Source organism: Paractinoplanes abujensis, assembly GCF_014204895.1.
GTDB classification, from domain to species: domain Bacteria; phylum Actinomycetota; class Actinomycetes; order Mycobacteriales; family Micromonosporaceae; genus Actinoplanes; species Actinoplanes abujensis.
In genome coordinates, this window is sequence record NZ_JACHMF010000001.1 from 7521219 (window position 1) to 7545485 (window position 24267).

Consider the following 24267-nt stretch of genomic DNA (forward strand, 5'->3'; position numbering starts at 1 on the left):
GCAGCTGTCATTCGGCCAAGGATTGATGGTCCCTGGTGAGGGGTCAGTCGCGCCAGTCCACAGCTGCAGAGATCTTGCCGATTACCGAGCGCCAGCCGAGACTTGCCTGTTGTGCCCCGATTTTCTTCAATCGACGGCGACCGAAGAACCCACCCATCCCGCCGCTTTCGGCGGAGCGTAGAGACTCGTCGAGGTCGTCAAGCGGCGATCCGGGCGCCAATGCCAAGATCACCGGCTTGATCCGGAGGGCGTGACCGAGGTCACGCGCAACCTCGCCCGCGGCGATCAGCAACGGCAGGTCCCATGTGTCGTGTCCGCCGCGCAGATTTTCCACCACGAGGTCGAGCTCGTAGCGGTTCTCCGGCAGCGGGTCGATGTCGGTCGACTGTACCCGGTCGGCCAGGGTGTCCCAGGAGTCGATTTGTGCGAGATCGTGGGGAGCACCCGAACGAATGAAGGAGACCAGCGACTCGGGCGTCTTGAAGGCGATCAACCGGCCCTTGTGGGTCAGGAAGGCGGGCACCTCCTCGTCCTCCACCTGGGCCTCGGCCTCGTCCTCATCGTCCTCGAAGTCGGCCGGGTCGGGCTCGTCGGCCGCCTTGACGTCCTTGCCGTCCTCGTCCGCCTCGCCCTGGGCCAGCAGCGCCTGGAACTCCTCGTCGACGATGACCTCTTCGTCGTCGTCCTGGGCGGCGCGGCGCTTGCGGGCCTCGAACGGGTCGTCCTCGTCGGCCTCGATCTCGGTCGGCGTCAGCGTGGACGACTTGCGGTAGGCCCGCAGGGTGAGGGCGACGCCGCCGGGCAGCGCGATCTCGACCGGCTCGACGCCGGTCTCGTCCCAGAGGGCACGCCCGGAGAGGCCGCCCGGCTGCTCGGCGGACTTCGCGGCCACGGGCGCGGACGCCTCGGGCTCGTCGGACTGGCTGGTCACGGTGACCTCCGGGATCAATCTGGCCTATGGGACGAGTGATTCTGCCGACACACCCTAATGGGCGTTGCTGGAAGTGCACTGACCGGTCCGGTGCGAACGATCAGAAACCCTTCGGGTGCCAGACCGTCTTGATCTCCAGAAGCGCAGTCATCGCACCTGTACCCGGGTCTTCCGAGTAGTCAACGCCCGAAGCGGGGCGAATGACCCGCTTGAGGGTGCCCGCGGCCGCCCGTTCGAGTTCGGTCGCCAGCTCGGGGTCGTCGACGCCGGACAGGTCGAGCGCGTTCACGTCGTCGTGCGAGGCGAGCCACGGCGCGATCTCGGCGGCCTGCCCGGTCAGCACGTTGACCACCCCGCCGGGCACGTCGGAGGTGGCCAGCACCTCGCCCAGGGTGATCGCGACCTGCGGGTTGACGGCAACGACGACGACCGTGTTGCCGGTGACCACGGCCGGGGCGACCACGCTGACCAGGCCGAGCAGTGAGCCCGGGGCGATCACACCGACGACCCCGGTCGGTTCGGGGGCCGAGAGGTTGAAATACGGCCCGGCCACGGGGTTGGCCCCGCCGGCCACCTGGGCGATCTTGTCGGACCAGCCCGCGTACCAGACCCAGCGGTCGACAGCCGCGTCCACCTCGGACCCGGCGACGCCCAGCGACTTGAACTCGGCCCGGCGGGCCTCGAGCATCTCGGCGATCCGGTAGAGCACCTGGCCCCGGTTGTACGCCGTGGCGCCGGCCCACCCGGGCTGGGCCGCCCGGGCCGCCACCACCGCGTCGCGTGCGTCCTTGCGGGAGGCGAGGGCCACGTTGTCGCCGTCCACCAGATAGGTCCGTCCTGACTCGCTGCGCGGGAACTTCCCGGCCACGTACAGCTTGTAGGTCTTCCGCACCGCGAGGCGGGACGGGGTCGGGGACTTAGGCAAGGTACGCCTCCAGGCCGTGCCGGCCGCCCTCGCGGCCGTAACCGGATTCCTTGTAACCGCCGAACGGCGACGTCGGGTCGAACTTGTTGAACGTGTTGGCCCAGACCACACCGGCGCGCAGCTTGTCGGCGACGGCCAGGATCCGTGAGCCCTTCTCGCTCCAGATGCCGGCCGAGAGCCCGTACGGGGTGTTGTTGGCCTTTTCGATCGCCTCGGCCGGGGTGCGGAAGGTCAGCACCGACAGCACCGGCCCGAAGATCTCCTCGCGGGCGATCCGGTGGGCCTGGGTCACGCCGGTGAAGATCGTCGGCGCGAACCAGAAGCCGCGGTCGGGCAGCTCGCAGGGCGGTGACCATCGTTCCGCGCCCTCGCCGGCCCCGATTTCCGACAATTCAGTAATCCGGTCGAGCTGGGCCTTGGAGTTGATCGCGCCGACGTCGGTGTTCTTGTCGAGCGGATCCCCGACCCGCAGCGTTGCCATCCGCCGCTTCAGCGAGTCGAGCAGCTCCGTGGCGATCGACTCCTGCACCAGGAGCCGGGAGCCCGCGCAGCAGACGTGGCCCTGGTTGAAGAAGATGCCGTTGACAATGCCCTCGACGGCCTGGTCGATCGGGGCGTCGTCGAAGACGATGTTGGCCGCCTTGCCGCCCAGTTCGAGCGTCAGCTTCTTGCCCGTGCCGGCCACCGAGCGGGCGATCTGGCGGCCCACCTCGGTCGAGCCGGTGAAGGCGACCTTGTTGACGTCGGGGTGCTCGACCAGATAGCGGCCCGTGTCGCCGGCGCCGGTCACGATGTTGACCACGCCCGGCGGCAGGTCGGCCTGGCGGCACACGTCGGCGAAGAACAGCGCCGAGAGCGGGGTCGTCTCGGCCGGCTTGAGCACCACCGTGTTGCCCGTGGCCAGCGCCGGGGCGATCTTCCAGGCCAGCATGAGCAGCGGGAAGTTCCACGGGATGACCTGACCGGCCACGCCCAGCGGGCGCGGGTCTGGGCCGAGGCCGGCGTATTTCAGCTTGTCGGCCCAGCCCGCGTAGTAGAAGAAGTGTGCGGCGACCAGCGGCAGGTCGACGTCGCGGGACTCCCGGATCGGCTTGCCGTTGTCGAGCGACTCCAGCACGGCCAGCTCGCGGGAGCGCTCCTGCAGGATGCGGGCGATCCGGAACAGGTATTTCGCGCGCTCCGAGCCGGGCAGTGCGGACCAGCTCTCGAAGGCGCGGCGGGCGGCGGCGACGGCGCGGTCGACGTCTTCCGGCCCGGCCAGGGCGACCTCGGAGAGCACCTCCTCGGTGGCCGGGTTGACGGTCTTGAAGGTGTCTTTGGCCTCGCCGAACTCGCCGTCGATGAACAGCCCGTACGACGGGGCGATGTCGACGATCGAGCGCGACTCGGGCGCGGGGGCGTATTCGAAGAGCGGCATCGGCCTCAGTCCAGCGTGAAGTAGTCAGGACCGGCGTAGTGGCCGGTGGTCAGCTTGGTGCGCTGCATCAGCAGGTCGTTGAGCAGCGAGGACGCGCCGAACCGGAACCAGTCGGGGTGCAGCCAGTCGTCGCCGCAGGTCTCGTTGATCATCACGAGGTATTTGACGGCGTCCTTCGTCGTGCGGATGCCACCGGCCGGTTTGACCCCGACCTGACGCCCGTAACGCTCGCGGAAGTCGCGCACGGCCTCGAGCATCAGCAGCGTCACCGGGGGCGTGGCGTTGACGCCGACCTTGCCCGTGGACGTCTTGATGAAGTCGGCCCCGGCCAGCATGGCCAGCCAGGACGCGCGCCGCACGTTGTCGTAGGTGGCGAGCTCGCCGGTCTCGAGGATGACCTTGAGGTGGGCCGAGCCGGCCGCCTCCTTGATCGCGACGATCTCGTCGAAGACGCGGGCGTAGTCGCCGGCCAGGAACGCGCCCCGGCTGATCACCATGTCGATCTCGTCGGCGCCGCCGGCCACCGCGTCGCGGGTGTCGGCCAGCTTGACGTCGAGCGGGGCCTGCCCGGAGGGGAAGGCGGTGGCCACGCTGGCCAGGTGAACGCCCGAGCCGGCCAGCACCTCGGCCGCGGCGGGCACCATGGCGGGATAGACACAGACCGCGGCGACCGGCGGGCAGGTGGGGTCGGCCGGGTCGGGCCGCAGGGCCTTGGCCGAGAGTGCGCGCACCTTGCCCGGGGTGTCGGCGCCCTCGAGGGTGGTGAGGTCGACCATCCGGATGGCCAGGTCGATCGCCTGCGCCTTGCTGGTCGTCTTTACCGATCGGGTGCCCAGCGCCGCCGCCCTGGCCTCGAGGCCCACCTTGTCGACGCCGGGCAATCCGTGCAGGAAGGTCCGGAGGTCGGCGGGGGAGTCGGGCAGGCCGGACAGCCTCGACGTCGCTGTCGCAGTCATGAAAAGGATTCTACGCGGGCCCCCGACAGTTGATCTTGATTGACCGGTAGGTTGTCGGCGTGGACGTACTCGTCGTAGATCACCCGCTGGCTCAGACCCGTCTCACCGCGATGCGGAAGTCGGAGACCGATTCCGGTGTCTTCCGGGCGTCCCTGCACGAGTTGACCACCATGGTGGTCTACGAGGCGGCGCGGTCGTTCGCCACCGAGACCTACCCGATCAGCACGCCGGTCGCCCCGACCGAGGGCATCCGCCTGGCCAACCCGCCGCTGATCGTGCCCGTGCTGCGGGCCGGTCTGGGCATGGCCGACTCCGCGCTGGCGCTGCTGCCCGAGTCGTCGATGGGCTTCGTGGGGCTGGCGCGCGACGAGCACACGTACGAGCCGCGGGCGTACATGGAGTCGCTGCCCGGCGACCTCTCCGGTCAGCCCGTGCTGGTGCTCGACCCGATGCTGGCCACCGGCGGCTCGCTGCTGCACTGCTGCAAGCTGCTGGTCGACCGCGGGTGCACCGACGTGATCATCTGCTGCGTGCTGGCCGCCCCTGAGGGCGTCCGCCGCCTCGAGGAGTCGGGGCTCCCGCTGCGCCTGGTCACCGCCTCGATCGACGAGGGCCTCAACGACAAGATGTACATCGTGCCCGGCCTCGGCGACGCCGGCGACCGCCAGTTCGGCGGCATGCGCAGATTTTGATGGCCTCGCCTCCGCTCGGCGGCACTTCGCCCCGGGACGCCGACGTCGAGGGCGCCGAAAAGCGCCTCGGCTTCGCCTAGCGCTTTTCGGCGCCCTCGACGTCGACGGGCGAAGTGCGACTTGGGTTGCGGTCAAACCGCGCTGTAGGACCAGCTGAGGGCCTTGCCGTCGGCGAACGGCATGATGCCGTGGAAGACCCGGGGTTTGTCGGCGAAGACCAAGGGCAGGAAGTGCCGGTCGGACTCCCACATCGGCACCTTTGCGGCCAGCACGTCCTCGACCGGCACCCAGTGCAGGCTGCCCTCGTCGTTGCCGCTGAGCGGGGTGCCCGTCCAGGCCGGCACGCGAAAGATGAAGCCGAACCAGTTCGCGCCGCCCCGCCCGAAGCCGGGCCACGAGATGGTGCCCGCGAGGTCGACAGTCGTGCAGTCGAGACCGGCCTCCTCGTGGACCTCGCGGCGCAGGCCGCTCACCACGTCCTCGTCGGGCTCCAGCTTGCCGCCCAGCCCGTTGAACTTCCCGTAGTGCAGGTCGTCCGGCCGGGTGTCCCGCCGGACCATGAGCACCTGATCACGGGAGGGGGACAGCACGTAGCCGAGAGTCGCAATGATCGCCTGCACGGCAGCCACTCTAGGAGAGGCACTGCTACCGGGATATAACCGACCTGGCGATCTGAATGCGTGACTGGGGACACTATCGTTTCGATCCATGACCTCCATGCCTCTCGCCGAGGAACTGCTCCTCCTCGCGTACGACGACCAGACCGGCAAGGCGACCGGCTCCCGCATCGGGCTCGACCTCGGCCTGTCCGCGGCCGTGCTGGTCGATCTCGCGCTGGCGGGGCGCATCGCCTATGTCGACGGCTACCTCAAGGTGATCGACCCCAGCCCGATCGGTGACACCATCGCCGACGCCGTGCTGGCCAAGGCGGCCGGCGACGAGCCGCACACGCCCGCCCAGTGGCTGCAGCGCCTGCGCCACCGCCTGCGCGCCCGTCTGCTGGAAGACCTGGTGGCCCGCGGCGTCGTGCAGGACGTGGACGAGACCCAGATGGGCGTGATCCACGTGCACCGCTACCCGACCACCGACCCGGCCTTCGAGGCCGAGATCCGGGGCCGGCTGGCCGACGCGCTGACCTCCGGCGCTCTCTGTGATGAGCGCACCGCCGCGCTGGCCACTCTGCTGGTCTCCTGCCGCATGGAGCCCGCGCTGCGCCTGCCTCCGGAGGACGTGGCCAAGGCGCACGACCGCCTCGAGCAGATCGCCTCGGGCGCGGGCTTCATGGCCGGCGGCAACTTGGAGGACTCGATCGTGCGGCCCAGCGTCGCGCTCGTGGTGGCCACGCTGGGCAAGGCCATTCAGGCCGCTCTGGGCGCACCCAAGACGGCCTGATCACACACCCAGGGCCGCCGCGATCTCCCGCCGCAGCCCGACCAGGCCGTCGCCCGCCCGTGCGCGGGCGGCGGCCAGCCCACCGGCGTCGACCGGCACTACCACTTCCAGGTACGCCTTGAGTTTGGGCTCGGTGCCCGACGGCCGGATGACCGCGCGCGCCGCAGCGGTGCGGAACGTGAGCACGTTGTTGGCGGCGTCGTCGGTCACGGCGACCGTCTGCCCGAGCAGCGTGGCCGGGGGCGCCGACCGGGCCCGGCTCATCGCCGCCCCGATCTCGGCCAGATCGTCCACCCGCACCGAGAGCTGGTCGGTGGCGTGCACCCCGAACTCGGTGGCCAGCTCGTCGAGCCGGTCGGCCAGGGTGCGTCCCTCGGCCTTGAGCCCGGCCGCCAGCTCGGCCACGGTCAGCGCGGCCGTGATGCCGTCCTTGTCCCGTACGAGGCCCGGCGCCACGCAGTAGCCGAGCGCCTCCTCGTAGCCGTAGGCCAGTTCCTCGGCCGCCCGTACGATCCACTTGAACCCGGTCAGCGTCTCCGCGTAGGGCACGCCGCGGGCCTCGCACAGACGGCCCAGCAGCTGCGACGAGACGATCGTGGTGGCGTACGTGCCCGGGACGCCGCGCCGGATCAGGTGGTCGCCGAGCAGCGCACCCAGCTCGTCGCCGCGCAGCGCCCGCCACCCGTCTGTGGTCGGGACGGCCACCGCGCACCGGTCCGCGTCCGGGTCGTTGGCGATGGCCAGATCGGCTCCGGACGTGGCGGCCAGCGCGAGCAGCAGGTCCATCGCGCCCGGTTCCTCCGGGTTGGGGAACGCGACGGTAGGGAACTCCGGGTCGGGCTCGGCCTGCGCCGCCACCACGGCCGGCGCTGGGAAGCCGGCCGCCGCGAACGAGGCCAGCAGTGTCGCGGCGCCGACCCCGTGCATCGGCGTGTACGCCACGGTGAGGTCACGTGGACCGCCCGGTGCCAGCACCGCCGCGGCACTCCCGGCGTACCGCTCAATGATCTTGTCGTCGAGGAGGGTGCCCGGTGCGCCCAGCGGGATGCCGGCGATCGGACCCACGGCCCGGATGGCGGCCTCGATCCCGGCGTCGGCCGGCGGCACGATCTGGGCGCCGTCACCACCGGGTCCGCCCAGCTCACGTCCCAGATAGACCTTGTAGCCGTTGTCCTGCGGCGGGTTGTGGCTGGCGGTCACCATCACCCCGGCCACCGCGTCGAGCTCCCGTACGGCGTAGGCCAGCACAGGCGTCGGCAGCAACGCCGGCATGACCAGGGCCGCGCGTCCGGCCCCGGTCGCGACGCGGGCGGTCTGCTCGGCGAACTCCTTGGAGCCGTGCCGGGCGTCGTACCCGATCACCAGCGGGCCCTGACCACCCTGTTCGGCCAGCCACGTGATCAGGCCCGCCGCGGCCCGCGTGACGACCGCGAGGTTCATCCCGTTCGGCCCGGCGCGCAGCCGGCCCCGCAGCCCGGCCGTGCCGAACGTCAGCGGGCCGGCGAACCGGTCGCGCAGCTCCGCCTCGGTGCCGGGCAGCCCTTCGATCAGGCGGGTCAGCTCGGCCCGCGTGGCCGGGTCGGGGTCGTCCGCCAGCCAGGCGTCGGCCAGGGATCGGAGTTCGTCAGGCGCCATCAGGGATTGATAGCACGCCCGGACGTCTCAGGAGGCCTGCAGGGTGTAGGTCTTGATCATTTGGTCGAAGATCGGCTTGCTGCCGGCGAACTGGGTCTCGTTGGCGGTCAGGAAGAACGAATACGCCTTGCCGCCCGAGATCACCGCGCCCCAGAGCCCGTGCCGGGCCTGATCACCGGTGCCGCAGGTGTACTCGAGCACCGCGCCGTCCCGGCCCGCGATCTTGGTGTCGGTCAGACCCACCTGCGCGTACGGCTTGGGGCAGTTCGTCGAGCGGGTCTTGAGCGTGTTCTCCGCGACGCCCAGGAACGTCTTCGGCGTGGCCCTGGACGACGCGTTCTCGACCAGGATGCGGACCTTGCGCTTGGCGTCGTTCGGGTCCACGAAGTCGACGTAGACCCCACCCGGTTTCTTGCTCCACGACCGGGGCACCTGAACCTTGACGCCGCGGTCGTTGTACTCCTGGGTGGCGAACGCCGCGGGCTTGGCCCCGGCGTTGTCGCCGATCGGGGCCGCGACCTGCTTCCCGGTGTCGTCGCCACCCCCGCCGGCCAGCGAAAAAACCACGATCAGCAGGATCACCACGGCCAGCGCGCCGCCCCCGGCGATCAGCTGCTGCCGGCGCGGCCAGCCCTTGATCGTCTCGACCGCCCGGCCGGTGGTCTCCTTGGCCGTGGCCACCGCGTTGGTCAGCATGGCCTTGCGCTTGGCGGCCGGGCTGCCGCTGATCGTGCCGGCCATCGGGTCGCGGGCGGCGCGGGCGCCGTTCCAGGCGTCGCGGGGCGGCAGCACGTTGGTGGTGTCGCCGGAGGCGGCCGGCATCAGGCCGGTCGGGGTGGACTCGGCGGCCCGCCGGCGGGCCGCGCCGGGGCCGGCGGTGTTGCCCTGTTGCAGCTTGCTGAGGTGGTCGGTGAGCGAGTCACCCGGCGCCAGCATGGCCCGGCCGCCGATCTGACCGTTCGTGGCCGGTGAGATCGGCTGGGTCTCGGCGGGCGCCGCGGCGGGCGGCCGCTGCGCCGGGACAACCGAGTAGGGGTCGGTCATCATGTGCGGCGGGGCCTTGCTGGCCAGCGGGCCGGCCAGCTGCTGACGCAGCATGGTGCGCGCGGTCTGCACGTCCATCCGGCGGTCGGGGTCCTTCTCGAGCAGACCCATCAGCACCGGGGTGAGCGAGCCGGCTCGCACGGCGGGGGCCGGCGGGTCCTCCACCACGGCGTGCATGGTCTCGATCGGGTCGCCCTTGTCGAACGGGGGCCGGCCCTCGACCGCGGTGAAAAGCGTGACACCGAGCGAGAACAGGTCGCTCGGCGGGCCGAACGAGCTGCCCATGGCGCGCTCGGGCGAGATGAAGTGAGGCGAGCCCAGCACCATGCCGGGGGTGGTCAGCTGCACGTCGGTGGGCATCCGGGCGACGCCGAAGTCGGTCAGCACGCAGCGGCCGTCACCGCAGATCAGCACGTTGGCCGGCTTGACGTCGCGGTGCAGCACGCCGTGCGCGTGGGCGACCTCGAGCGCGCCCAGCAGCGCGATGCCGATCTTGGCGACGACGCGCGGCGCGACCGGCCCGTCCTCGATCACCATGTCGGCCAGGCTGCGCGCGTCGAGCAGCTCCATCACGATCCACGGCCGGCCGTTCTCGTGCACGACGTCGTAGACCTGCACGACGGCCGGGTGCTGCAGGGCGGCCGCGGCCCGGGCCTCGCGCATGGTCCGCTCGTACATCGCGTCGCGGTCGCTCGGGGCCAGACCGGGGGGAAGGATGACTTCTTTGATCGCCACGTCACGGCGCAGCAGCGTGTCGGCCGCGCGCCAGACCGTGCCCATGCCGCCGTGACCCACCGCGGCACGCAGTGTGTACCGCCCGCCGATGAGGGTGCCAGGGGCTGCGCGTCCGCTGGTGGGAGCGTTGTTGCCACCGCTCCACGTCGGAATCTGAGTCACTGAGAATGCCACCGAGGGGGTCTAGGGGCCGTCGACCGAACCCCGCTATCTTGCCGTGCCCGCGCCCCGATTTGAAAGTCACGGTTGCCGTGTTCCGGTGAACTCGACAGTAGGTGACCGGGATATCGCATTGGGTGGGCAGTTTCGGACGCAGAGTACGAAAGCCCTCACTCGGGCGGCGTGAACGACGGTTCAGGAAACGGGCGTTGCAAGTTCGTGCCACAGTGGTCGGGGTATGCCAAGCCGCATCTCGAGGGGTGCGTGGGGCGTTGACCAACCGGTCGAACGCTGCGCCTCCGCCGCCGGACGGATCTCCGGAACGGACTCTCGGTGTGCCCCACCACGGCCTGCCGTGGCACCGTGGAAAGCTCCTATCAGGGCTTACGTGACCGAGCGCGACTCCCCGCGTACGGGAATGGCGTTGCCCAGCGTTACCTAAAACGGTCTAAGCTGTCGCCCGTCTCGAAAAGGCGACAAACACTATATGAAGATGCGGATGCCGACGTGACTACGACTCTGACGGAGCCCGAAGGGGCCCAGAAGGAGTGGCCCGGGCCGTTGCCCGGCGCCGAGCCCCTGCCCGGCCAGCTCGACCGCTGGCTCGCCGCTCACGGCGCGGAGCTCGTAGCGATCCGGCGTCACATTCACGCGCACCCCGAGCCGTCCTATCACGAGTTCGAGACCGCGGCCCTGGTCGCCCGCGAATTGGCCGTGGCCGGCCTGGCGCCGCGCATGCTGCCCGAGGGCAACGGTGTGATCTGCGACATCGGCGAGGGCGACCGGGTGATCGCCTTCCGTGCCGACCTGGACGCGTTACCGCTGCAGGACCTCAAGGACGTGCCGTACAAGTCCACGGTGCCCAACGTCGCGCACGCCTGCGGTCACGACGTGCACACCACCGTGATGCTCGGCCTCGGCCTGGCCCTGCAGCAGCTGGCCGAACGGGGCGAGCTGCCCGGCCGGGTCCGGCTGATCTTCCAGTGCGCCGAGGAGACCGTCCCCTCGGGAGCCCCTAAGCTCATCGCGGCGGGCGCCCTCAAGGACGTCGCCGCGATCTTCGCGCTGCACTGTTACCCGCAACTGCCGGCGGGCCTGGTCGGGGTGCGTTCGGGCCCCTTCACCGCGGCCGCCGACACCGTCGACGTCAAGCTGACCGGCCCCGGCGGGCACACCGCCCGGCCGCACCTGACGGCCGACCTGGTGTACGCGCTGGCCAAGGTCATCACCGACGTGCCCGCGCTGCTGGGCCGCCGGGTCGACCCGCGGGCCGGGCTGTCCATGGTGTGGGGCGCGGTGCACTCGGGCGAGGCGTTCAACGCGATCCCCGGCGAGGGGCGGGCCCGCGGCACCGTGCGGGTGCTCAGCCGGGAGGCCTGGCGCACCGCTCCCGAACTGGTCACCCAGCTGGTCAAGGACGTGGTCGCGCCGACCGGGGCGCAGGTCGAGGTGGGCTACCACCGCGGCGTCCCGCCGGTGATCAACGACCGGATGGCGGCCGCGATCGTGGCGGGTGCCGCGGGGGCTGCGCTCGGCCCCGAACGGGTGGTCGAAGCCGAGATCAGCATGGGCGGTGAGGACTTCTCGTTCTACCTCGACCAGGTGCCGGGCGCGATGATCCGGCTCGGCACCGGGGTGCCCGGTTCGGAGGCGAAGCACGACCTGCACCAGGGCGACTTCGATGTGGACGAGAACTGCATCGGCTACGGCGTACGGGTCATGGTCCACACCGCGCTGGCCGCCCTGGCGACGGGCGCGTTCTAGGGCTTACGGCTGCGGAGGCGCCGGCGGCCCGGAGATCGGGGGCTGCGGCGCTGCCGGGGCCACGTACGCCGGGCGGCGGCGCGAGCGGTTGTACCGGCGTACGGCGTAAATGATCGCCCAGATCGGCAGGCCGAACGCGATCAGCCACGGCAGCAGCGCGCCCAGCACGGTCAGCAACACCTTGAGCGAGGCCAGCAGCGCGTCCCAGCCGGCCCCCAGCCCGCTCAGGAAACCGGGCGGGCCGTCGTCGGCGACCGCCTCCGCCTCCGGGTCGAGCAGGGTGACGGTGATCGTCGAAAGGGCGGTCAGGTCGGCCAGGTTGCGCTTCTTGGCCTGCAGTGCGGCCAGGTCGGACTCGCGGGTGGCCACCTCACGCTCGAGCATCACCAGGTCGTTGAGCGTCTTGGCCTGGGCCAGCAGCTTGCGGCCGCTGTCGACGCGGGCCTGCTGCACGGTGATCCGCGCGTCGAGGTCGACGGTCTGCTCGGTCACGTCCTCCGTGTTGATCTGGCGCTGTTCCTCGGTGCCCAGCTTGGCCAGCTGGTCGACCACGCCGGCGAACTTGTCGGCCGGGACGCGCAGCTCCATGGACGCCGTGTCCGAGCCGGAGCCGCTGCTCCGGTTGTCGCCGCTGACGAAGCCGCCGGAGGTCTTGGCGATGCCGGTGGCCTGCCCGGCGGCGGCCTCGACGTTGTCGACCCGCACGGTGACGGTGCCCCGATAGATGATCGAGCGCTGGTCGACCCGCAGGTCGGGCGCCTCGGCCTGCGCGTCCTTGCCCATCGCGGGGCCGGCCGCCCCCTGGTCGGGCACCGCCTGCTCGGCCACGCCGGCCTCGGGCGCACCCCCCGAGGACGCCGCGTTGTCGGCGGCGCCGTCGCCGCAGCCGGCCAGCATCAGGCCGGCGATGACGACGGTGCCGAAGATATATGTCTTTCGAGAGCGCATGGTTTCTCCCAACCGGAGTTTCGGTGTGCTCCTGGGACGTGCGGCGGAGCTTTTCCGGTTCCGGCAGACTGCGAGTTGAGCGGTTACGAATCAGCGGCGGAGGAGTCCCGTGCAGATCACGAAGTTCACGCATTCCTGTCTCCGGGTCGAGGGCGCGGGTGTCCTCGTGGTGGACCCGGGCGCGTTCAGCGAGCGGTCGGCGCTCGACGGGGCCGACGCGGTGCTCATCACTCATGAGCACTTCGATCACCTCGACCCCGAGGCGCTCGCCGAGACGCTGGCGCAGCGGCCGGAGCTGCGGCTCTTCGCCCATGCTGACGTGCTGGCCCAGCACCCGCGCTTCGCCGAGGTGTCGACCGCGGTCGAGCCGGGAGCGCAGTTCGAGGCCGCGGGTTATCGCGTACGGGTGTTCGGCGGGCAGCATGCCGTAATCCACCCGGACATCCCGCGCATCGCCAACGTGGGCTACCTGATCGCCGACGAGTCGACGAATCTGTACCACCCCGGGGACTCGTTCACCGTGCCGGAGGACACGACGGTGGACACGCTGTTCGCGCCGTTGAATGCTCCATGGATGAAGCTTTCCGAGTCGATCGACTTCGTCCGGGCGGTGCGGCCGGGCCGGGCCTACGCGCTGCACGACTACCTGCTCACCGAGACCGGGGCCAAAGTGTCGGACGGACACCTCGAGCGACTCTCGGGCACGAAGTACGCGCACGTCGCGCCGGGCACTACCATCGCGTGACGTGCCCAGCGCAACCGACGAGCTGATCCAGCAGCTCTACGAGTCCCCGCCGGACGGCTTCGTGGCGGCCCGCACGGCCGCGATCGACGACGCCCGCAAGTCCGGTGACCGGGCCACGGCCAAGCGCCTGGCCGCGCTCAAGAAGCCGACCGTGGCCGCGTGGGTGGTCAACCTGCTCGCCCTGCGCAAGCCCGCGCTGATCGAGGAACTCGTCGAGCTGTCGAGCTCGCTGCGCGAGGCCCAGCGCGGGCTTGACGGCGCGGCGCTGCGCGAGCTGACCAACCAGCGCCGCCAAGTGGTCGCGGCCCTCGTCTCGGCCGCGAGCAAGCTGGCCCGGGCCGAGGAGCCGTCGATCAAGCTGCCGCTCGGTGAGGTCGAGGCCACCCTGACCGCCGCGCTGGCCGAACCCGACATCGCGGCCCAGGTGCGTACGGGCCGGTTGATCCGCGCCGCCACCTACGCCGGCTTCGGTGAGGTCCCCCGGCCGCGGTTGCGCCTGGTCACCGACGAGGCCGACGTCTCCGCCGACGATGCCGGGGACGACGGCGACGCCGAAGTGGTCGAGTTCCCCCGGGAACGGGCGGCGGCCGCCGAGCGCCGCCGCCGGGAGTTCGAGCTGCGCCGCCGCGAGCTGCGCCGGGAGTTGTCGAACGCGCAGTCGGCCGAGAAGCGGGCCGACGACCAACTCGAACGGGCCGAGGCGGCCGAACGTGACGCTGGTCACCTTGTCGACGACCTGGACGCCGAGCTGGCCGAACTGGAACGCAAACGCACCGAGGCGCAGGCCGACGTGGCCCGGCGCAAGCAGGCTCGCCGCCTCGCGGAACGGGAGGCCGCCGCGGCCCGCCGGCAGGTCGGCGACGTACAGGCCGCGTTGGAGGATCTTGAATCGGACGAGCCGGAATGATCGGATTCGCCGGCGCTGACCGGAAGAATATTTTCCAGATCCGCTCAGGGGGAGCAGAATCGGGCGGGTGACCCCCGAACAGGCAGCCGCCAACGCCAAGACGGGGCTAGCGACGATCGTGGGCGCCTTTGCCGAGTCGCCACAGACGCTGCGCCGTGCGCGCCTGCTGGGTCTGTCCGGCTGGGCCTATCACGTGTCGGCGCGCGCGGGCGCGCTCGGCGACGTGCGACCCGAGACCGTCGCCGCCTCGATCGGTCTCATCGCGCCCGAGGCCGTCATGGACGGCTGGGAGGCGACAGCCAAGACCTCCGCGCCCATGGAGGTGGCCGCCTGGCACCTCCATGAGCTGTGCACCTGGGGTGTGGAACAGATCGGCGGTTTCCCCCGGCTGGCCCGGCTGCACGAACTGGCCCGCCGCGTGGTGACCGCGGTCGACTACGCGGGCCTGCCGCTGTTCGCCGCCTGGCGGGCGATGCCGGTCCCCGACCAGGCGCCCGGCGCGCAGGTCGCGGTGCTGCTGCACCTGCTGCACGAACACCGGCTCGGGGTGCAACTGGTGGCCGTGCGGGCCAGTGGGCTCACCCCGCTGCAGGCGATCATCGCCGGGCCCGAGGGTGAGACAGGCGCGGTGGCGTTCGGGTGGCAGCCGCCCTATCCGCCGGCCGGGCCCATCGTCAGGCGGCTGATGTGGGCCGAGTCGGTGGCCGACGCCATGGCCGGTCAGGCCTACACGGCCCTCGACCTGAGCGAGCGGGTCGAACTGATCGGCCTGCTGGAATCGCTGCGGCACCGGCTGCAGTCGTAAAGCGCTCGCCCGCGGCGTCCCGCCCGTGATCCCATGCTCCGGTGACTGAGCTTCCCGACGGCTGGAGCACGCGCCGGCCCACCCTCGACGACCAGCCCGCGCTCCTCGAGCTCGTGCACGCCAGCGACATCGCCGCGGTGGGCTACCCCGACTACAGCCCGGAAGACCTGCACGAGGCCCTCACCGAGCCCAACACCGACCTGTCCCGCGACAGCTGGGTGGCGCTCGACCCCGACGGCCGCATCGTCGGCTGGGCCTACCCGAGCAACGCCACCGGCGAGAACCGCGACTTCATCGAGGTCTACACCTGGCCCGAGCGCGGCCGTCCGGCGATCCGGCCGCTGCTCGACCTGATCCTGGCCCGCGCGGCCGAGCGGGGCGCCGAGTTCGGCCACAACCCGTACGAGGTCCGGGCCGGCGCCGTACCCAGCGAGACGGCGTACATCGAACAGCTGACCGCGGTGGGGTTCAGCTTCCTCAAACAGCACGCGCGCATGCAGATCCCGCTCGACGGCGTCTCCGCGACCCCGCCCGAGCCTCCGGCCGGCGTCACTATCCGAGCCGTACGGGCCGATGACGAGGCCGAGATGCGTGCCGTGCACGGCGTCATCGAACAGGCCTTCGTCGACTCCGACCACCGGGCGCTGCCCTACGACGCGTGGCGCAAGCAGGTGAGCGCGCTCGACGAGTGGTGGGTGGCCGAGGTCGACGGTGTCGTGGCGGGCGCGCTCGAATCCTCGTACGACAGCGACGAGGGGAACGACGAGGGCTGGGTCAAGCGGCTCGCGGTGCTGGGGTCGTACCGGAAAAGGGGTCTGGGTGAGGCCCTGCTCCGCCGCGCCTTCGCCACCTATGCCGCCAAGGGGCGCGCCAAAGCCGGCCTGGGAGTCGACATGGCGAACCCGACGCGCGCGGCCCGGCTCTACCTTGCGGTGGGCATGAAGCCGCTCTACGAGGCCAACATCTACCAGAAGATGATCTAGGCCTCGGGCGACGGTGTGCCGGTGGGGCGGCGGCGCAGCTCCTCGACGTAGTCGTCGGGGGCGCCCGCCTTCTCCGCGGCGTTGGCGATCTCGCTCAGATACCACGCTGTGGGCAGGCCACCCTCGTAGCCGGCGAAGACGTAGACCCACGCGCTGAACTCGCCATCGAGCGTGGAGACACGCACGGTGACCTTCTGATACGCCTCCGCGGTGACGCCCTCGACCTCGTCGAGCTGTGACGCATCCCATGGATGCACGTCGTAGAGCGACACGAAGACCCGGTCGCCGGGCGACTCGACGATCGTCGTGACCGCGCCTTCCGAGCCTATTTCCCCCTCACCGGCAAAGGTCAGACGCCAGCCTTCTATCCACCCCACGCCCACCATGGGCGAGTGCGGACAGTAGGCCCGCATGCGGGCCGGGTCGAGGTTTGAGCCATACGCGGCGTAATGACGCACGGCGATGACGATAGCCCGAGCGGGCGGTGGGGGAGAATACAAGGAGTGCGTGTCGGCACAACTGCCATGGGAAGGTTGGAAACGTCGTGAGTCGGATCGTGATCATCGGTGGGGGACCGGGCGGGTATGAGGCGGCCCTGGTCGCCGCCCAGCTCGACGCGGACGTCACCCTCGTCGAAGCGGACGGACCGGGTGGCGCCTGCGTCCTGACCGACTGCGTGCCCTCCAAGACCTTCATCGCCAGCTCCGAAGTCATGACGGGTTACCGGCACAACGACCGGTTCGGCATCCGCTCGTCGGGGCTCGACGGCGTCACGGTCGACGCGGTCGCGGTCAACGACCGGGTCAAGAAGCTCGCCCTCGCGCAGTCCAGCGACATCCAGGCCAAGCTGGTCAAGGCCGGGGTCGACGTGGTGCACGGCCGGGCCCGCCTCGGTGAGGACACGCTCGGCCACACCCACCAGGTCCTTGTCACGCCGCACGGCGGCGAGACGTACGCGGTCGAGGCCACCACCGTGCTGCTGGCCACCGGGGCCACGCCGCGGGTGCTGGCCACGGCCCGGCCCGACGGTGAGCGCATCCTCGACTGGCGTCAGCTCTACGACCTCACCGAGCTGCCCTCGCACCTGGTCGTGATCGGTTCCGGCGTCACCGGCGCCGAGTTCGCCAGCGCCTACCTGGCCATGGGCGTGCAGGTCACCCTGGTGTCGAGCCGCGAACGGGTGATGCCGCACGAGGACGCCGACGCCGCGATGGCGATCGAGCGGGTGTTCCGCGAGCGGGGCATGACGATCCTGAGCCAAGCCCGGGGCAAGAGCGTCGAGAACACCGGCTCCGGCGTACGGGTGACGCTGGGTGACGATCGAGTGATCGAGGGCTCGCACGCGCTGATCGCGGTCGGCGCCGTGCCCAACACAGCCGATCTCGGCCTCGCAGAGTACGGCGTGCAGGTCGGCGACGGCGGCTACGTGACCGTCGACCGGGTCTCGCGCACCAACGTGCCCGGCATCTACGCCGCCGGCGACTGCACGGGCGTGCTGCCGCTGGCCAGCGTGGCCGCCATGCAGGGCCGCATCGCGATCTGGCACGCGATGGGCGAGGCCGTGGCCCCGCTGCGGCTGCGCACCGTCTCGGCCAACGTCTTCACCGACCCCGAACTGGCCACCGTGGGTGTCTCGCAGAACGACGTCGACGCCGGCCGGATCCCCGCCCGTCAGGTGATGCTGCCGCTCACCGGCAACGCCCGGGCCAAGATGGCCGACCTGCATGACGGCTTCGTCAAACTCTTCTGCCGGCCGGCGACAGGGCAGATCGTGGGTGGGGTCGTGGTGGCGCCCAAGGCCAGCGAACTGATCCTGCCGATCACGATGGCGATCGAGAACAACCTGACCGTGGACCAGCTGGCCCACACGATCACTATCTACCCGTCGTTGTCGGGGTCGATTGCGGAAGCGGCGCGTCAGCTGATGCAGCACGAGCTGCAATGACGTCCTTCTGACCGGCGGCGACCGCGGCCAGCTCCTCGTCCTTGCGGCCCCCGAAGAGGGCGAGGATCCAGCCGGCGGTGCCGAACACGACGGCCGCGGTGGCGGCGATCGCGAACAGCCGCCACGCGGACTGGGTGATCGCCGTGCCGCCGACGTGGCCGACCAGGCCGCCGTAGCTGCCCCAGGCCAGTGCGGCCAGGCCGTCGTACAGGACGAAGAGCTTGATCGGGTAACGGCGGCGGCCGGCGTGGAAACCGGCCGCCATGCGCCCGCCGGGGACGAACCGGCAGAGCAACAGCACCAGGGGGCCGGGGCGACGCAGCCCACGGGTGAAGCGCGCGGCGGCCAGCTTGGTCTTGGAGACCTCTTTCGCTTCCTCGTCGTGCCGGGGCCCGTAACGCGCGCGCAGGGCGGCCAGCCGGCCCGTGCCGCGCTCGCTCGAGGAGCGGCCGAGGGTGAACGCGATCGCGTCGCCGGTGAACATGCCGAGCGCGCCCACCAGGATCACGAGCGCAAGATCAAGATTTCCGTAGACAGTCAGCGCCCCGGATGTGATCATGATCGCCTGGATCGGGACGACGGGAATCATCGCGTCGATAGCCAGAAAGCCGAAAAGAGCAAGGTACGCCCATGCCGGTGTTGCCATCATGGTCAACAAGTCGGTCATAGGTCATGCCACCTCACGGTGCTACGGGGTCCACGTCATTCTCGGCGAGGACACCTGAGAATGGGCTGTGTTCAGCATGCTCCCTGATCAGGCCCGGTCTTCGGTGATGCCGAACACGGTAGTGTCTCGATCTCCCCGGCGCTGCCCATTATCGGACCGCGAGCGTCTCGTAAGGGCGAGATGCCCGGGTTCGTCCCACACGTTTTTCGCTCGCAGCGGAGCGGGCGTACCGTGAGATTGCCGGAACGCCGGGTCCCCCGTTCTCGGTGTGCCGGCCGGTGGGCCGTCCGTAGGTCCCGTACGGGCGGTCCACTCGTCACCTCTGCCTCGCCTACCCTGTGCGGGTGCCCTCGCTCGTCGCGCCCACGGTCGATGTCCACATCTCCTTTCTCGAAGCCATGGACGAATACGTGGCCGAGGGGCGAGGCGGGCTCGACGACTTCAGCAACATAGGCAACGACATCCGCTCGTACGCCGCCACGTGGTCGACGGCCGAGGGCTTCGCCCGCTACGTCTCCTACCTGCGGGCGCAACGCCTGGAGGAGACGCCGCGGCCGCCCGGCTTCGTCCCGACCACCGTGCTGTGGTGGCTCGACGGGGCCGAATATCTGGGCCGCCTCAACATCCGGCACCGGCTGGCGCCCGGGCGGGCGGGGGAGCGCAACGGGCACATCGGCTACGACGTGCGGCCGGGGGCCCGCCGGCAGGGGCACGCCACCGCGATGCTGGCCGCCGCCCGGCCCCGGGCGGCGGCGCTGGGTCTGCCGCGGGTGCTGATCACGTGCGACTTCGACAACGAGGCCTCGCGCCGCACGATCGAGCGCAACGGGGGGCGTTTGACCGACCGCCTGGACGAGAAGCTTCGCTACTGGGTTTAGCCCGGGCCCAGTTGGTCCGTGGCGGTCGCGCCGGCCCCCATGAGCAACACCAGTCAGTCGATGCTGCAGACCACGGCGCCCGCGGTGACGCTCTCGCCGACCTTGATGGACAGGCCCGACACCGTTCCCGCCTTGTGGGCCTGCAGGGGCTGCTCCATCTTCATGGCCTCGACCACGACGATCACGTCGCCTTCCGAGACGGTGTCGCCGTCCGAGACCGCGACCTTCACGATCGTGCCCTGCATCGGGGCGGTCAGGGCGGCTGCACCGCCCGCCTGCGCGCTCGCCCCGCCCGCACCGGACGCCCGCCGGCCCGCCGGCCGGCTCGTGGTGGCCGCGGCCGGCCCTCCCTGCAGAAGTTTGGCCGGGAGCCGGACTTCGAGCCGTTTGCCGCCCACTTCGACGACCACCGTCTCGCGCTCGTCCGCCTCGGCGCCCGCGGCGACCCCGGCCGCGAACGGTTCGACGCCGCCCGCCCATTCAGTTTCGATCCATCGCGTGTGGACGGTGAACGGCTCCGCGGTGAAAGCCGGGTCGCGCACCACGGCACGGTGGAAGGGCAGCGCGGTCGCCATACCTGTGATGACCGTCTCGTCGAGCACGCGACGGGAGCGCTCCAGCGCCTCTTCCCTCGTACGGCCCGAAACAATGATCTTGGCGAGCAGGGAGTCGAAGTTGCCGCCGACGACACTGCCCGCCTCGACCCCCGCGTCGACGCGCACGCCGGGCCCCATCGGCCACGACAGGGTCTCGACCGTGCCGGGGGCGGGCAGGAAGTTGCGGCCCGGGTCCTCACCGTTGATGCGGAACTCGATGGAGTGGCCGCGCGGCGCCGGGTCCTCGGTGAGCTCCAGCGGCTCACCTGCGGCGATACGGAACTGCTCGCGTACGAGGTCGAGGCCCGCTGTCTCCTCGCTGACCGGGTGCTCGACCTGGAGGCGCGTGTTGACCTCGAGGAACGAGATCGTCCCGTCCTGGCCCACGAGATATTCGACGGTGCCGGCGCCGTGGTAGCCGGCTTCGCGGCAGATCGCCTTGGCGCTCTCGTGGATGGAGGCGCGCTGCTCGTCGGTGAGGAACGGGGCCGGTGCCTCCTCGACCAGCTTCTGGTGCCGGCGCTGCAGCGAGCAGTCGCGCGTGCCGACGACGATCACGGTGCCGTGGGTGTCGGCCAGCACCTGGGCCTCGACGTGCCGCGGCCGGTCCAGGTAGCGCTCGACGAAGCACTCGCCCCGCCCGAACGCCGCCACCGCCTCGCGCGTCGCGCTCTCGAACAGCGACGGGATCTCGTCGAGGGTGCGCGCCACCTTGAGGCCGCGGCCGCCACCGCCGAACGCCGCCTTGATCGCCACGGGCAGGCCGTGCTGCTCGGCGAAGGCGATGATCTCGGCCGCGTCGGCCACGGGCTCGGCTGTGCCCGGCACCAGCGGCGCGCCCGCCCGCTGCGCGATGTGCCGCGCGGTCACCTTGTCGCCCAGGTCGCGGATCGCTTGCGGAGTGGGCCCGATCCAGGTCAGCCCGGCGTCGAGCACTGCCTGCGCGAAGTCGGCGTTCTCGGAGAGGAAGCCGTAGCCGGGGTGCACGGCGTCGGCCCCGGCCCGCGCGGCCACGTCGAGCAGCTTGTCGATGCGCAGGTAGGTCTCGGTCGCGCTGTCGCCTCCCAGCGCGTACGCCTCGTCGGCGAGCCGGGCATGCAATGCGTCCCGGTCGCTGTCGGCATAGACGGCGACGCTGGCGAGACCCGCGTCCTGACAGGCCCGGACGACCCGGACGGCGATCTCGCCACGGTTGGCGATCAAGACCTTGCGCACGGGCTGAGCTTACGCTGAAGGAGTGTCCGCAACGCGCATGATGATCCTCGGCCTGGTCCAGTGGATGGAACCGGTGCACGGCTACGACGTACGGCGGGAGCTGTTGAGTTGGAACGCCGACAAGTGGGCGAACGTGCAACCGGGATCGATCTATCACGCGCTGCGCAAAATGACCGAGGAAGGGCTGCTGCACGAGGTCACCACCGAGCAGGTCGGCGCTCGTCCCGCGCGGACGACGTACGGGATCACCGACAAAGGGAAGGCCGAGTTCCAGTCGCTGCTGCGGCAGGGGTGGTGGAACCTGTCGCCGGGTGTCGACCCGTTCATGGCCGCGTTCTCCTTCCTGCCCGCGCTGCCGCCTGCGGAGTCGGCGGCCGCCCTGCGCAACCGAGCGACGCAGCTGCGGGCCGGCCAGCAGCAACTTGAGGCCGCGACCAAGGCGGACTGGGCGGACAATAAGCCCATCTATGTGTCCTGGTTGTGGGAGCGCAGCATCATGATGGCCGAGGCTGAGATCGCGTGGTGCGAGCGGACAGCTAAACGGATCGAGGAAACTGGCGAAATCAAGTTTGACTAGTAAAACTTGACGGTCGTAGTCTGCGGGGCATGATTGAGACTCGCGGCTTGCGCAAGTCGTTCACCTCGCGCCAAGGGCGCGACAAGAAAACCGTCGAAGCCGTACGCGGCGTCGACCTCGACGTCGCCGAAGGCGAAATCTTCGGATTCCTCGGCCCGAACGGGGCCGGCAAAACCACCACCCTGCGCATGCTGGCCACGCTGATCGAACCCGACGACGGCACGGCCACCATCGCCGGCGCCGACCTGCGCGCCGACCCGGGCGAGGTGCGCCGTCGCATCGGCTACGTGGCCCAGGGCGGCAGCACATGGGACGACTCGACCGCACGGGAAGAACTGGTGCTGCAAGCCCGGCTCTACGGCGCCACCAAGCCGGCCGCCCACCGGCGGGCCGAGCAGGTGCTCGAGGGTTTCCAGCTCAGCGAATACGCGGACCGCAAATGCAAAACCTACTCGGGCGGGCAGCGCCGGCGGGTCGACATCGCGCTCGGCATCATCCACGAACCCAAGGTCGTCTTCCTCGACGAACCGACCACCGGCCTCGACCCGCAGAGCCGGGCCCACATGTGGGACGAGATCAGACGGCTGCGTGCGGAGGGCATGACCGTCTTCATCACGACCCACTACCTCGACGAAGCCGACGCGCTCTGCGACCGCATCTCCATCATGGACAACGGTGAGATCGTCGCCTCCGGCACACCCGCCGACCTCAAACGCGAAATCTCCGGCGACGTCGTCCGGGTCGGGCTGCCCGTCGAATCGGTCACCGCGGCGGCCGAGGCACTCAACTCCTACAAGCTCGAGACGTACGAGGACAACGTCCGCCTGTACGTGGAGGACGGCGCGGTGGCGATCCCGCAGATCCTCCGCGCCCTCGACGCGGCCGGCGTCCCGCTCGGCACGATCGAACTGCACCGCCCCAGCCTCGACGACGTGTTCCTGACCAAAACCGGCCGATCACTGCGGGAGAGCTGAGCCATGAAACTGCTACGCGACACCTCACTGATCTTCAACCGGCAGATGCAGTTGCTGCTGCGCAATCCGGTGTGGATCCTCGTCGGCGTCTTCCAGCCGGTGATGTATCTGCTGCTCTTCGCCCCCCTGCTCAAACCCGCGCTGCAGGTGCGGACAGACGCCGAGGCGTACGAGATCTTCGTCCCCGGTCTTCTCGTACTGCTCGCCATCTTCGGGGGCCTGTTCCAAGGCTTCGGCCTGATCGCCGAACTGCGCGCGGGCGTGATCGAACGCTCCCGGGTGACGCCGGTCAGCCGCCTCGCCCTGCTGCTCGGCCGCTCCCTGCGCGACGTCGTCTCGCTGATCGCCCAAGCCGTGATCATCACGCTGCTGGCGCTGGCGTTCGACCTGCGCGTGTTCCTGGGCAACCTGCTCCTGGCGTACCTGATGCTCGCCCTGATCTCGCTGATGACGTCGGCGGTCAGCTACGGCGTGGCGCTGGCCGTCAAGAGCGAGGACGCGCTGGCCCCGCTGATGAACACGGTCGCCCAGCCGGTGCTGCTGCTCAGCGGCATCCTGCTTCCCCTCACGTACGCCCCCGGATGGCTGCAGGGCGTAGCCGACTGGAACCCGTTCTCATGGGCGGTCAACGGCACCCGCGCACTGTTCCGCGGTGACCTGGGCGCGCCCGCGGTCTGGCAAGGCCTGCTGATCATGGCCGTGCTGGCGGTGCTGGCCGTGGCGTGGGCCGGGCGGGGGTTCGCCAAGAGCGTCCGCTAGCCCTTCCACAGCGCGATGTAGGGCACGTCCATCTCCGCCAGCAAATTACGCAGCAGCGGCAAAGACAACCCGATCACGTTGCCGGGGTCGCCTTCAATACGGTCGACGAAGGCGGCCCCGCGCCCGTCGAGCGTGAACGAACCGGCCACGTGCAAGGGCTCACCGCTGGCCACGTAGGCCGCGATCTCGGCGTCGCTGACATCGGCGAAATGCACCGTGGTGAGACCCACGGCCTCCGCCTGCTTGCCGGTGACCAAGCTGGTCACGTGGTGACCGGTGTGCAACACGCCCGACTTGCCCCGCATCCGCTTCCAGCGCTGAGTGGCCTCCTCAGCGTTGGCCGGCTTACCGAAGATCTCACCCTCGAACGCGAGCACGGAATCGCACCCGAGCACCACAACACCCGGATCAGCATTCAGCTGGGCGGCGATGGTGCGCGCCTTCATCCGAGCCAGAGCAAGACAGAGCGTGGCCGCATCATCGGCCTCGACGCCCGACTCATCAACGCCGCTGACCATCACCTCAGCCTCAATCCCCGCGGCGCTGAGCAGCCCCCGCCGAGCCGGACTGGCCGAAGCAAGAATCAACCGGTACGCGATGTCCTTCTGCACAACCCGA

The 24267-nt window shown here is 70.4% G+C and carries 24 protein-coding genes; 12 read left to right on the forward strand and 12 right to left on the reverse strand.

Translation table 11 applies throughout. The annotated features are described in order from the left end of the window. Positions 1-43: 43 nt before the first annotated feature. From BKA14_RS34535 to deoC, 4 genes are all read right to left on the reverse strand, one after another. Positions 44-931 carry a SatS C-terminal domain-containing protein gene (locus BKA14_RS34535; RefSeq protein ID WP_184954952.1) on the reverse strand — a complete coding sequence of 296 codons (888 nt, stop codon included), beginning with the start codon at positions 929-931 and terminating at the stop codon, positions 44-46. Between the two features lie 100 nt (positions 932-1031). Continuing rightward, positions 1032-1856, reverse strand: coding sequence for an aldehyde dehydrogenase family protein (locus tag BKA14_RS34540; RefSeq protein WP_184954953.1), 825 nt, complete (start codon positions 1854-1856; stop codon positions 1032-1034). Next, positions 1849-3273 carry an aldehyde dehydrogenase family protein gene (locus tag BKA14_RS34545; protein WP_184954954.1) on the reverse strand — a complete coding sequence of 475 codons (1425 nt, stop codon included), beginning with the start codon at positions 3271-3273 and terminating at the stop codon, positions 1849-1851. Before BKA14_RS34545 ends, BKA14_RS34540 begins: the two co-directional genes overlap by 8 nt. A 5-nt stretch (positions 3274-3278) precedes the next feature. Next, positions 3279-4229, reverse strand: a complete 951-nt coding sequence (deoC, locus tag BKA14_RS34550) for a deoxyribose-phosphate aldolase (RefSeq protein WP_184954955.1) — start codon at positions 4227-4229, stop codon at positions 3279-3281. A 59-nt stretch (positions 4230-4288) separates the two neighbouring features. Here deoC and upp point away from each other — a divergent pair, with 59 nt between their 5' ends. Continuing rightward, the gene (upp, locus tag BKA14_RS34555) at positions 4289-4921 is read left to right on the forward strand and encodes a uracil phosphoribosyltransferase (protein WP_184954956.1); all 633 of its coding nucleotides are present in this window, start codon (positions 4289-4291) and stop codon (positions 4919-4921) included. Positions 4922-5052: 131 nt separating this feature from the next. On the opposite strand, the gene BKA14_RS34560 is transcribed toward upp, so the two are convergent. Beyond that, entirely contained in the window at positions 5053-5541 is a 489-nt protein-coding gene (locus BKA14_RS34560) for an NUDIX hydrolase (protein ID WP_239092577.1), read from the reverse strand. Positions 5542-5629: 88 nt separating this feature from the next. On the opposite strand from BKA14_RS34560, the gene BKA14_RS34565 reads away from it, so the two are divergent. Further along, positions 5630-6313: a GOLPH3/VPS74 family protein gene (locus tag BKA14_RS34565; protein WP_184954958.1), complete on the forward strand. Its 684-nt coding sequence runs from the start codon at positions 5630-5632 to the stop codon at positions 6311-6313. Here BKA14_RS34565 and BKA14_RS34570 read toward each other — a convergent pair whose 3' ends face one another. Both BKA14_RS34570 and BKA14_RS34575 read right to left on the reverse strand, forming a co-directional pair. Beyond that, complete coding sequence (locus BKA14_RS34570; RefSeq protein WP_184954959.1) at positions 6314-7948, reverse strand: phospho-sugar mutase; 1635 nt, start codon at positions 7946-7948, stop codon at positions 6314-6316. It lies immediately after the preceding gene. 27 nt (positions 7949-7975) lie between these two features. Continuing rightward, positions 7976-9889: a serine/threonine-protein kinase gene (locus tag BKA14_RS34575; protein WP_184954960.1), complete on the reverse strand. Its 1914-nt coding sequence runs from the start codon at positions 9887-9889 to the stop codon at positions 7976-7978. Between the two features lie 504 nt (positions 9890-10393). Here BKA14_RS34575 and BKA14_RS34580 point away from each other — a divergent pair. Continuing rightward, the gene (locus BKA14_RS34580; RefSeq protein ID WP_184954961.1) at positions 10394-11650 is read left to right on the forward strand and encodes an amidohydrolase; all 1257 of its coding nucleotides are present in this window, start codon (positions 10394-10396) and stop codon (positions 11648-11650) included. 3 nt (positions 11651-11653) lie between these two features. On the opposite strand, the gene BKA14_RS34585 is transcribed toward BKA14_RS34580, so the two are convergent. Then, positions 11654-12598 (reverse strand): DUF4349 domain-containing protein, encoded by a 945-nt coding sequence (locus tag BKA14_RS34585; protein ID WP_239092576.1) that lies wholly within the window; start codon positions 12596-12598, stop codon positions 11654-11656. Positions 12599-12707: 109 nt separating this feature from the next. On the opposite strand from BKA14_RS34585, the gene BKA14_RS34590 reads away from it, so the two are divergent. The 4 genes from BKA14_RS34590 to BKA14_RS45330 all read left to right on the forward strand — a co-directional run bounded on the left by BKA14_RS34590 (position 12708) and on the right by BKA14_RS45330 (position 16038). Next, on the forward strand, positions 12708-13343 hold the full coding sequence (locus BKA14_RS34590) for an MBL fold metallo-hydrolase (RefSeq protein WP_184954962.1): 636 nt from the start codon (positions 12708-12710) through the stop codon (positions 13341-13343). Position 13344: 1 nt separating this feature from the next. Continuing rightward, positions 13345-14250, forward strand: coding sequence for a hypothetical protein (locus BKA14_RS34595; protein ID WP_184954963.1), 906 nt, complete (start codon positions 13345-13347; stop codon positions 14248-14250). A gap of 67 nt (positions 14251-14317) precedes the next feature. Continuing rightward, positions 14318-15055 (forward strand): SCO6745 family protein, encoded by a 738-nt coding sequence (locus BKA14_RS34600; protein WP_184954964.1) that lies wholly within the window; start codon positions 14318-14320, stop codon positions 15053-15055. Between the two features lie 41 nt (positions 15056-15096). Next, the gene (locus BKA14_RS45330; RefSeq protein WP_184954965.1) at positions 15097-16038 is read left to right on the forward strand and encodes a GNAT family N-acetyltransferase; all 942 of its coding nucleotides are present in this window, start codon (positions 15097-15099) and stop codon (positions 16036-16038) included. On the opposite strand, the gene BKA14_RS34610 is transcribed toward BKA14_RS45330, so the two are convergent. Then, positions 16035-16496 carry a gamma-glutamylcyclotransferase gene (locus BKA14_RS34610; RefSeq protein ID WP_184954966.1) on the reverse strand — a complete coding sequence of 154 codons (462 nt, stop codon included), beginning with the start codon at positions 16494-16496 and terminating at the stop codon, positions 16035-16037. The two genes, BKA14_RS45330 and BKA14_RS34610, sit on opposite strands and share 4 nt — an antisense overlap. An 86-nt stretch (positions 16497-16582) precedes the next feature. Here BKA14_RS34610 and BKA14_RS34615 point away from each other — a divergent pair, with 86 nt between their 5' ends. Next, complete coding sequence (locus BKA14_RS34615) at positions 16583-17983, forward strand: NAD(P)H-quinone dehydrogenase (protein ID WP_184954967.1); 1401 nt, start codon at positions 16583-16585, stop codon at positions 17981-17983. Here BKA14_RS34615 and BKA14_RS34620 read toward each other — a convergent pair. Then, entirely contained in the window at positions 17913-18650 is a 738-nt protein-coding gene (locus BKA14_RS34620) for a DedA family protein (protein ID WP_184954968.1), read from the reverse strand. The genes BKA14_RS34615 and BKA14_RS34620 overlap by 71 nt on opposite strands. 344 nt (positions 18651-18994) lie before the next feature. Here BKA14_RS34620 and BKA14_RS34625 point away from each other — a divergent pair, with 344 nt between their 5' ends. Further along, positions 18995-19528 (forward strand): GNAT family N-acetyltransferase, encoded by a 534-nt coding sequence (locus tag BKA14_RS34625; protein ID WP_184954969.1) that lies wholly within the window; start codon positions 18995-18997, stop codon positions 19526-19528. Positions 19529-19581: 53 nt separating this feature from the next. On the opposite strand, the gene BKA14_RS34630 is transcribed toward BKA14_RS34625, so the two are convergent. Next, on the reverse strand, positions 19582-21339 hold the full coding sequence (locus tag BKA14_RS34630) for an acetyl/propionyl/methylcrotonyl-CoA carboxylase subunit alpha (protein WP_184954970.1): 1758 nt from the start codon (positions 21337-21339) through the stop codon (positions 19582-19584). A 22-nt stretch (positions 21340-21361) separates the two neighbouring features. On the opposite strand from BKA14_RS34630, the gene BKA14_RS34635 reads away from it, so the two are divergent. From BKA14_RS34635 to BKA14_RS34645, 3 genes are read left to right on the forward strand one after another with little or no spacing between them, the layout of a single operon-like run. Beyond that, positions 21362-21916, forward strand: a complete 555-nt coding sequence (locus tag BKA14_RS34635) for a PadR family transcriptional regulator (RefSeq protein WP_308441164.1) — start codon at positions 21362-21364, stop codon at positions 21914-21916. A gap of 29 nt (positions 21917-21945) precedes the next feature. Further along, on the forward strand, positions 21946-22890 hold the full coding sequence (locus tag BKA14_RS34640; RefSeq protein WP_184954971.1) for an ATP-binding cassette domain-containing protein: 945 nt from the start codon (positions 21946-21948) through the stop codon (positions 22888-22890). A 3-nt stretch (positions 22891-22893) separates the two neighbouring features. Beyond that, the gene (locus BKA14_RS34645; RefSeq protein WP_184954972.1) at positions 22894-23649 is read left to right on the forward strand and encodes an ABC transporter permease; all 756 of its coding nucleotides are present in this window, start codon (positions 22894-22896) and stop codon (positions 23647-23649) included. Here BKA14_RS34645 and BKA14_RS34650 read toward each other — a convergent pair. Beyond that, positions 23646-24260, reverse strand: a complete 615-nt coding sequence (locus BKA14_RS34650; protein ID WP_184954973.1) for a Maf family protein — start codon at positions 24258-24260, stop codon at positions 23646-23648. The genes BKA14_RS34645 and BKA14_RS34650 overlap by 4 nt on opposite strands. Between the last annotated feature and the right edge of the window lie 7 nt (positions 24261-24267).

Excerpts from the sequence above, each read along its gene's own strand:
- BKA14_RS34645 (WP_184954972.1), top strand. The coding sequence starts at position 22,894 with ATGAAACTGCTACGCGACACCTCACTGATCTTCAACCGGCAGATGCAG.
- BKA14_RS34620 (WP_184954968.1), bottom strand. The coding sequence starts at position 18,650 with ATGACCGACTTGTTGACCATGATGGCAACACCGGCATGGGCGTACCTT.
- deoC (WP_184954955.1), bottom strand. The coding sequence starts at position 4,229 with ATGACTGCGACAGCGACGTCGAGGCTGTCCGGCCTGCCCGACTCCCCC.
- BKA14_RS34545 (WP_184954954.1), bottom strand. The coding sequence starts at position 3,273 with ATGCCGCTCTTCGAATACGCCCCCGCGCCCGAGTCGCGCTCGATCGTC.
- BKA14_RS34640 (WP_184954971.1), top strand. The coding sequence starts at position 21,946 with ATGATTGAGACTCGCGGCTTGCGCAAGTCGTTCACCTCGCGCCAAGGG.
- BKA14_RS34570 (WP_184954959.1), bottom strand. The coding sequence starts at position 7,948 with ATGGCGCCTGACGAACTCCGATCCCTGGCCGACGCCTGGCTGGCGGAC.
- BKA14_RS34565 (WP_184954958.1), top strand. The coding sequence starts at position 5,630 with ATGACCTCCATGCCTCTCGCCGAGGAACTGCTCCTCCTCGCGTACGAC.
- BKA14_RS34585 (WP_239092576.1), bottom strand. The coding sequence starts at position 12,598 with ATGCGCTCTCGAAAGACATATATCTTCGGCACCGTCGTCATCGCCGGC.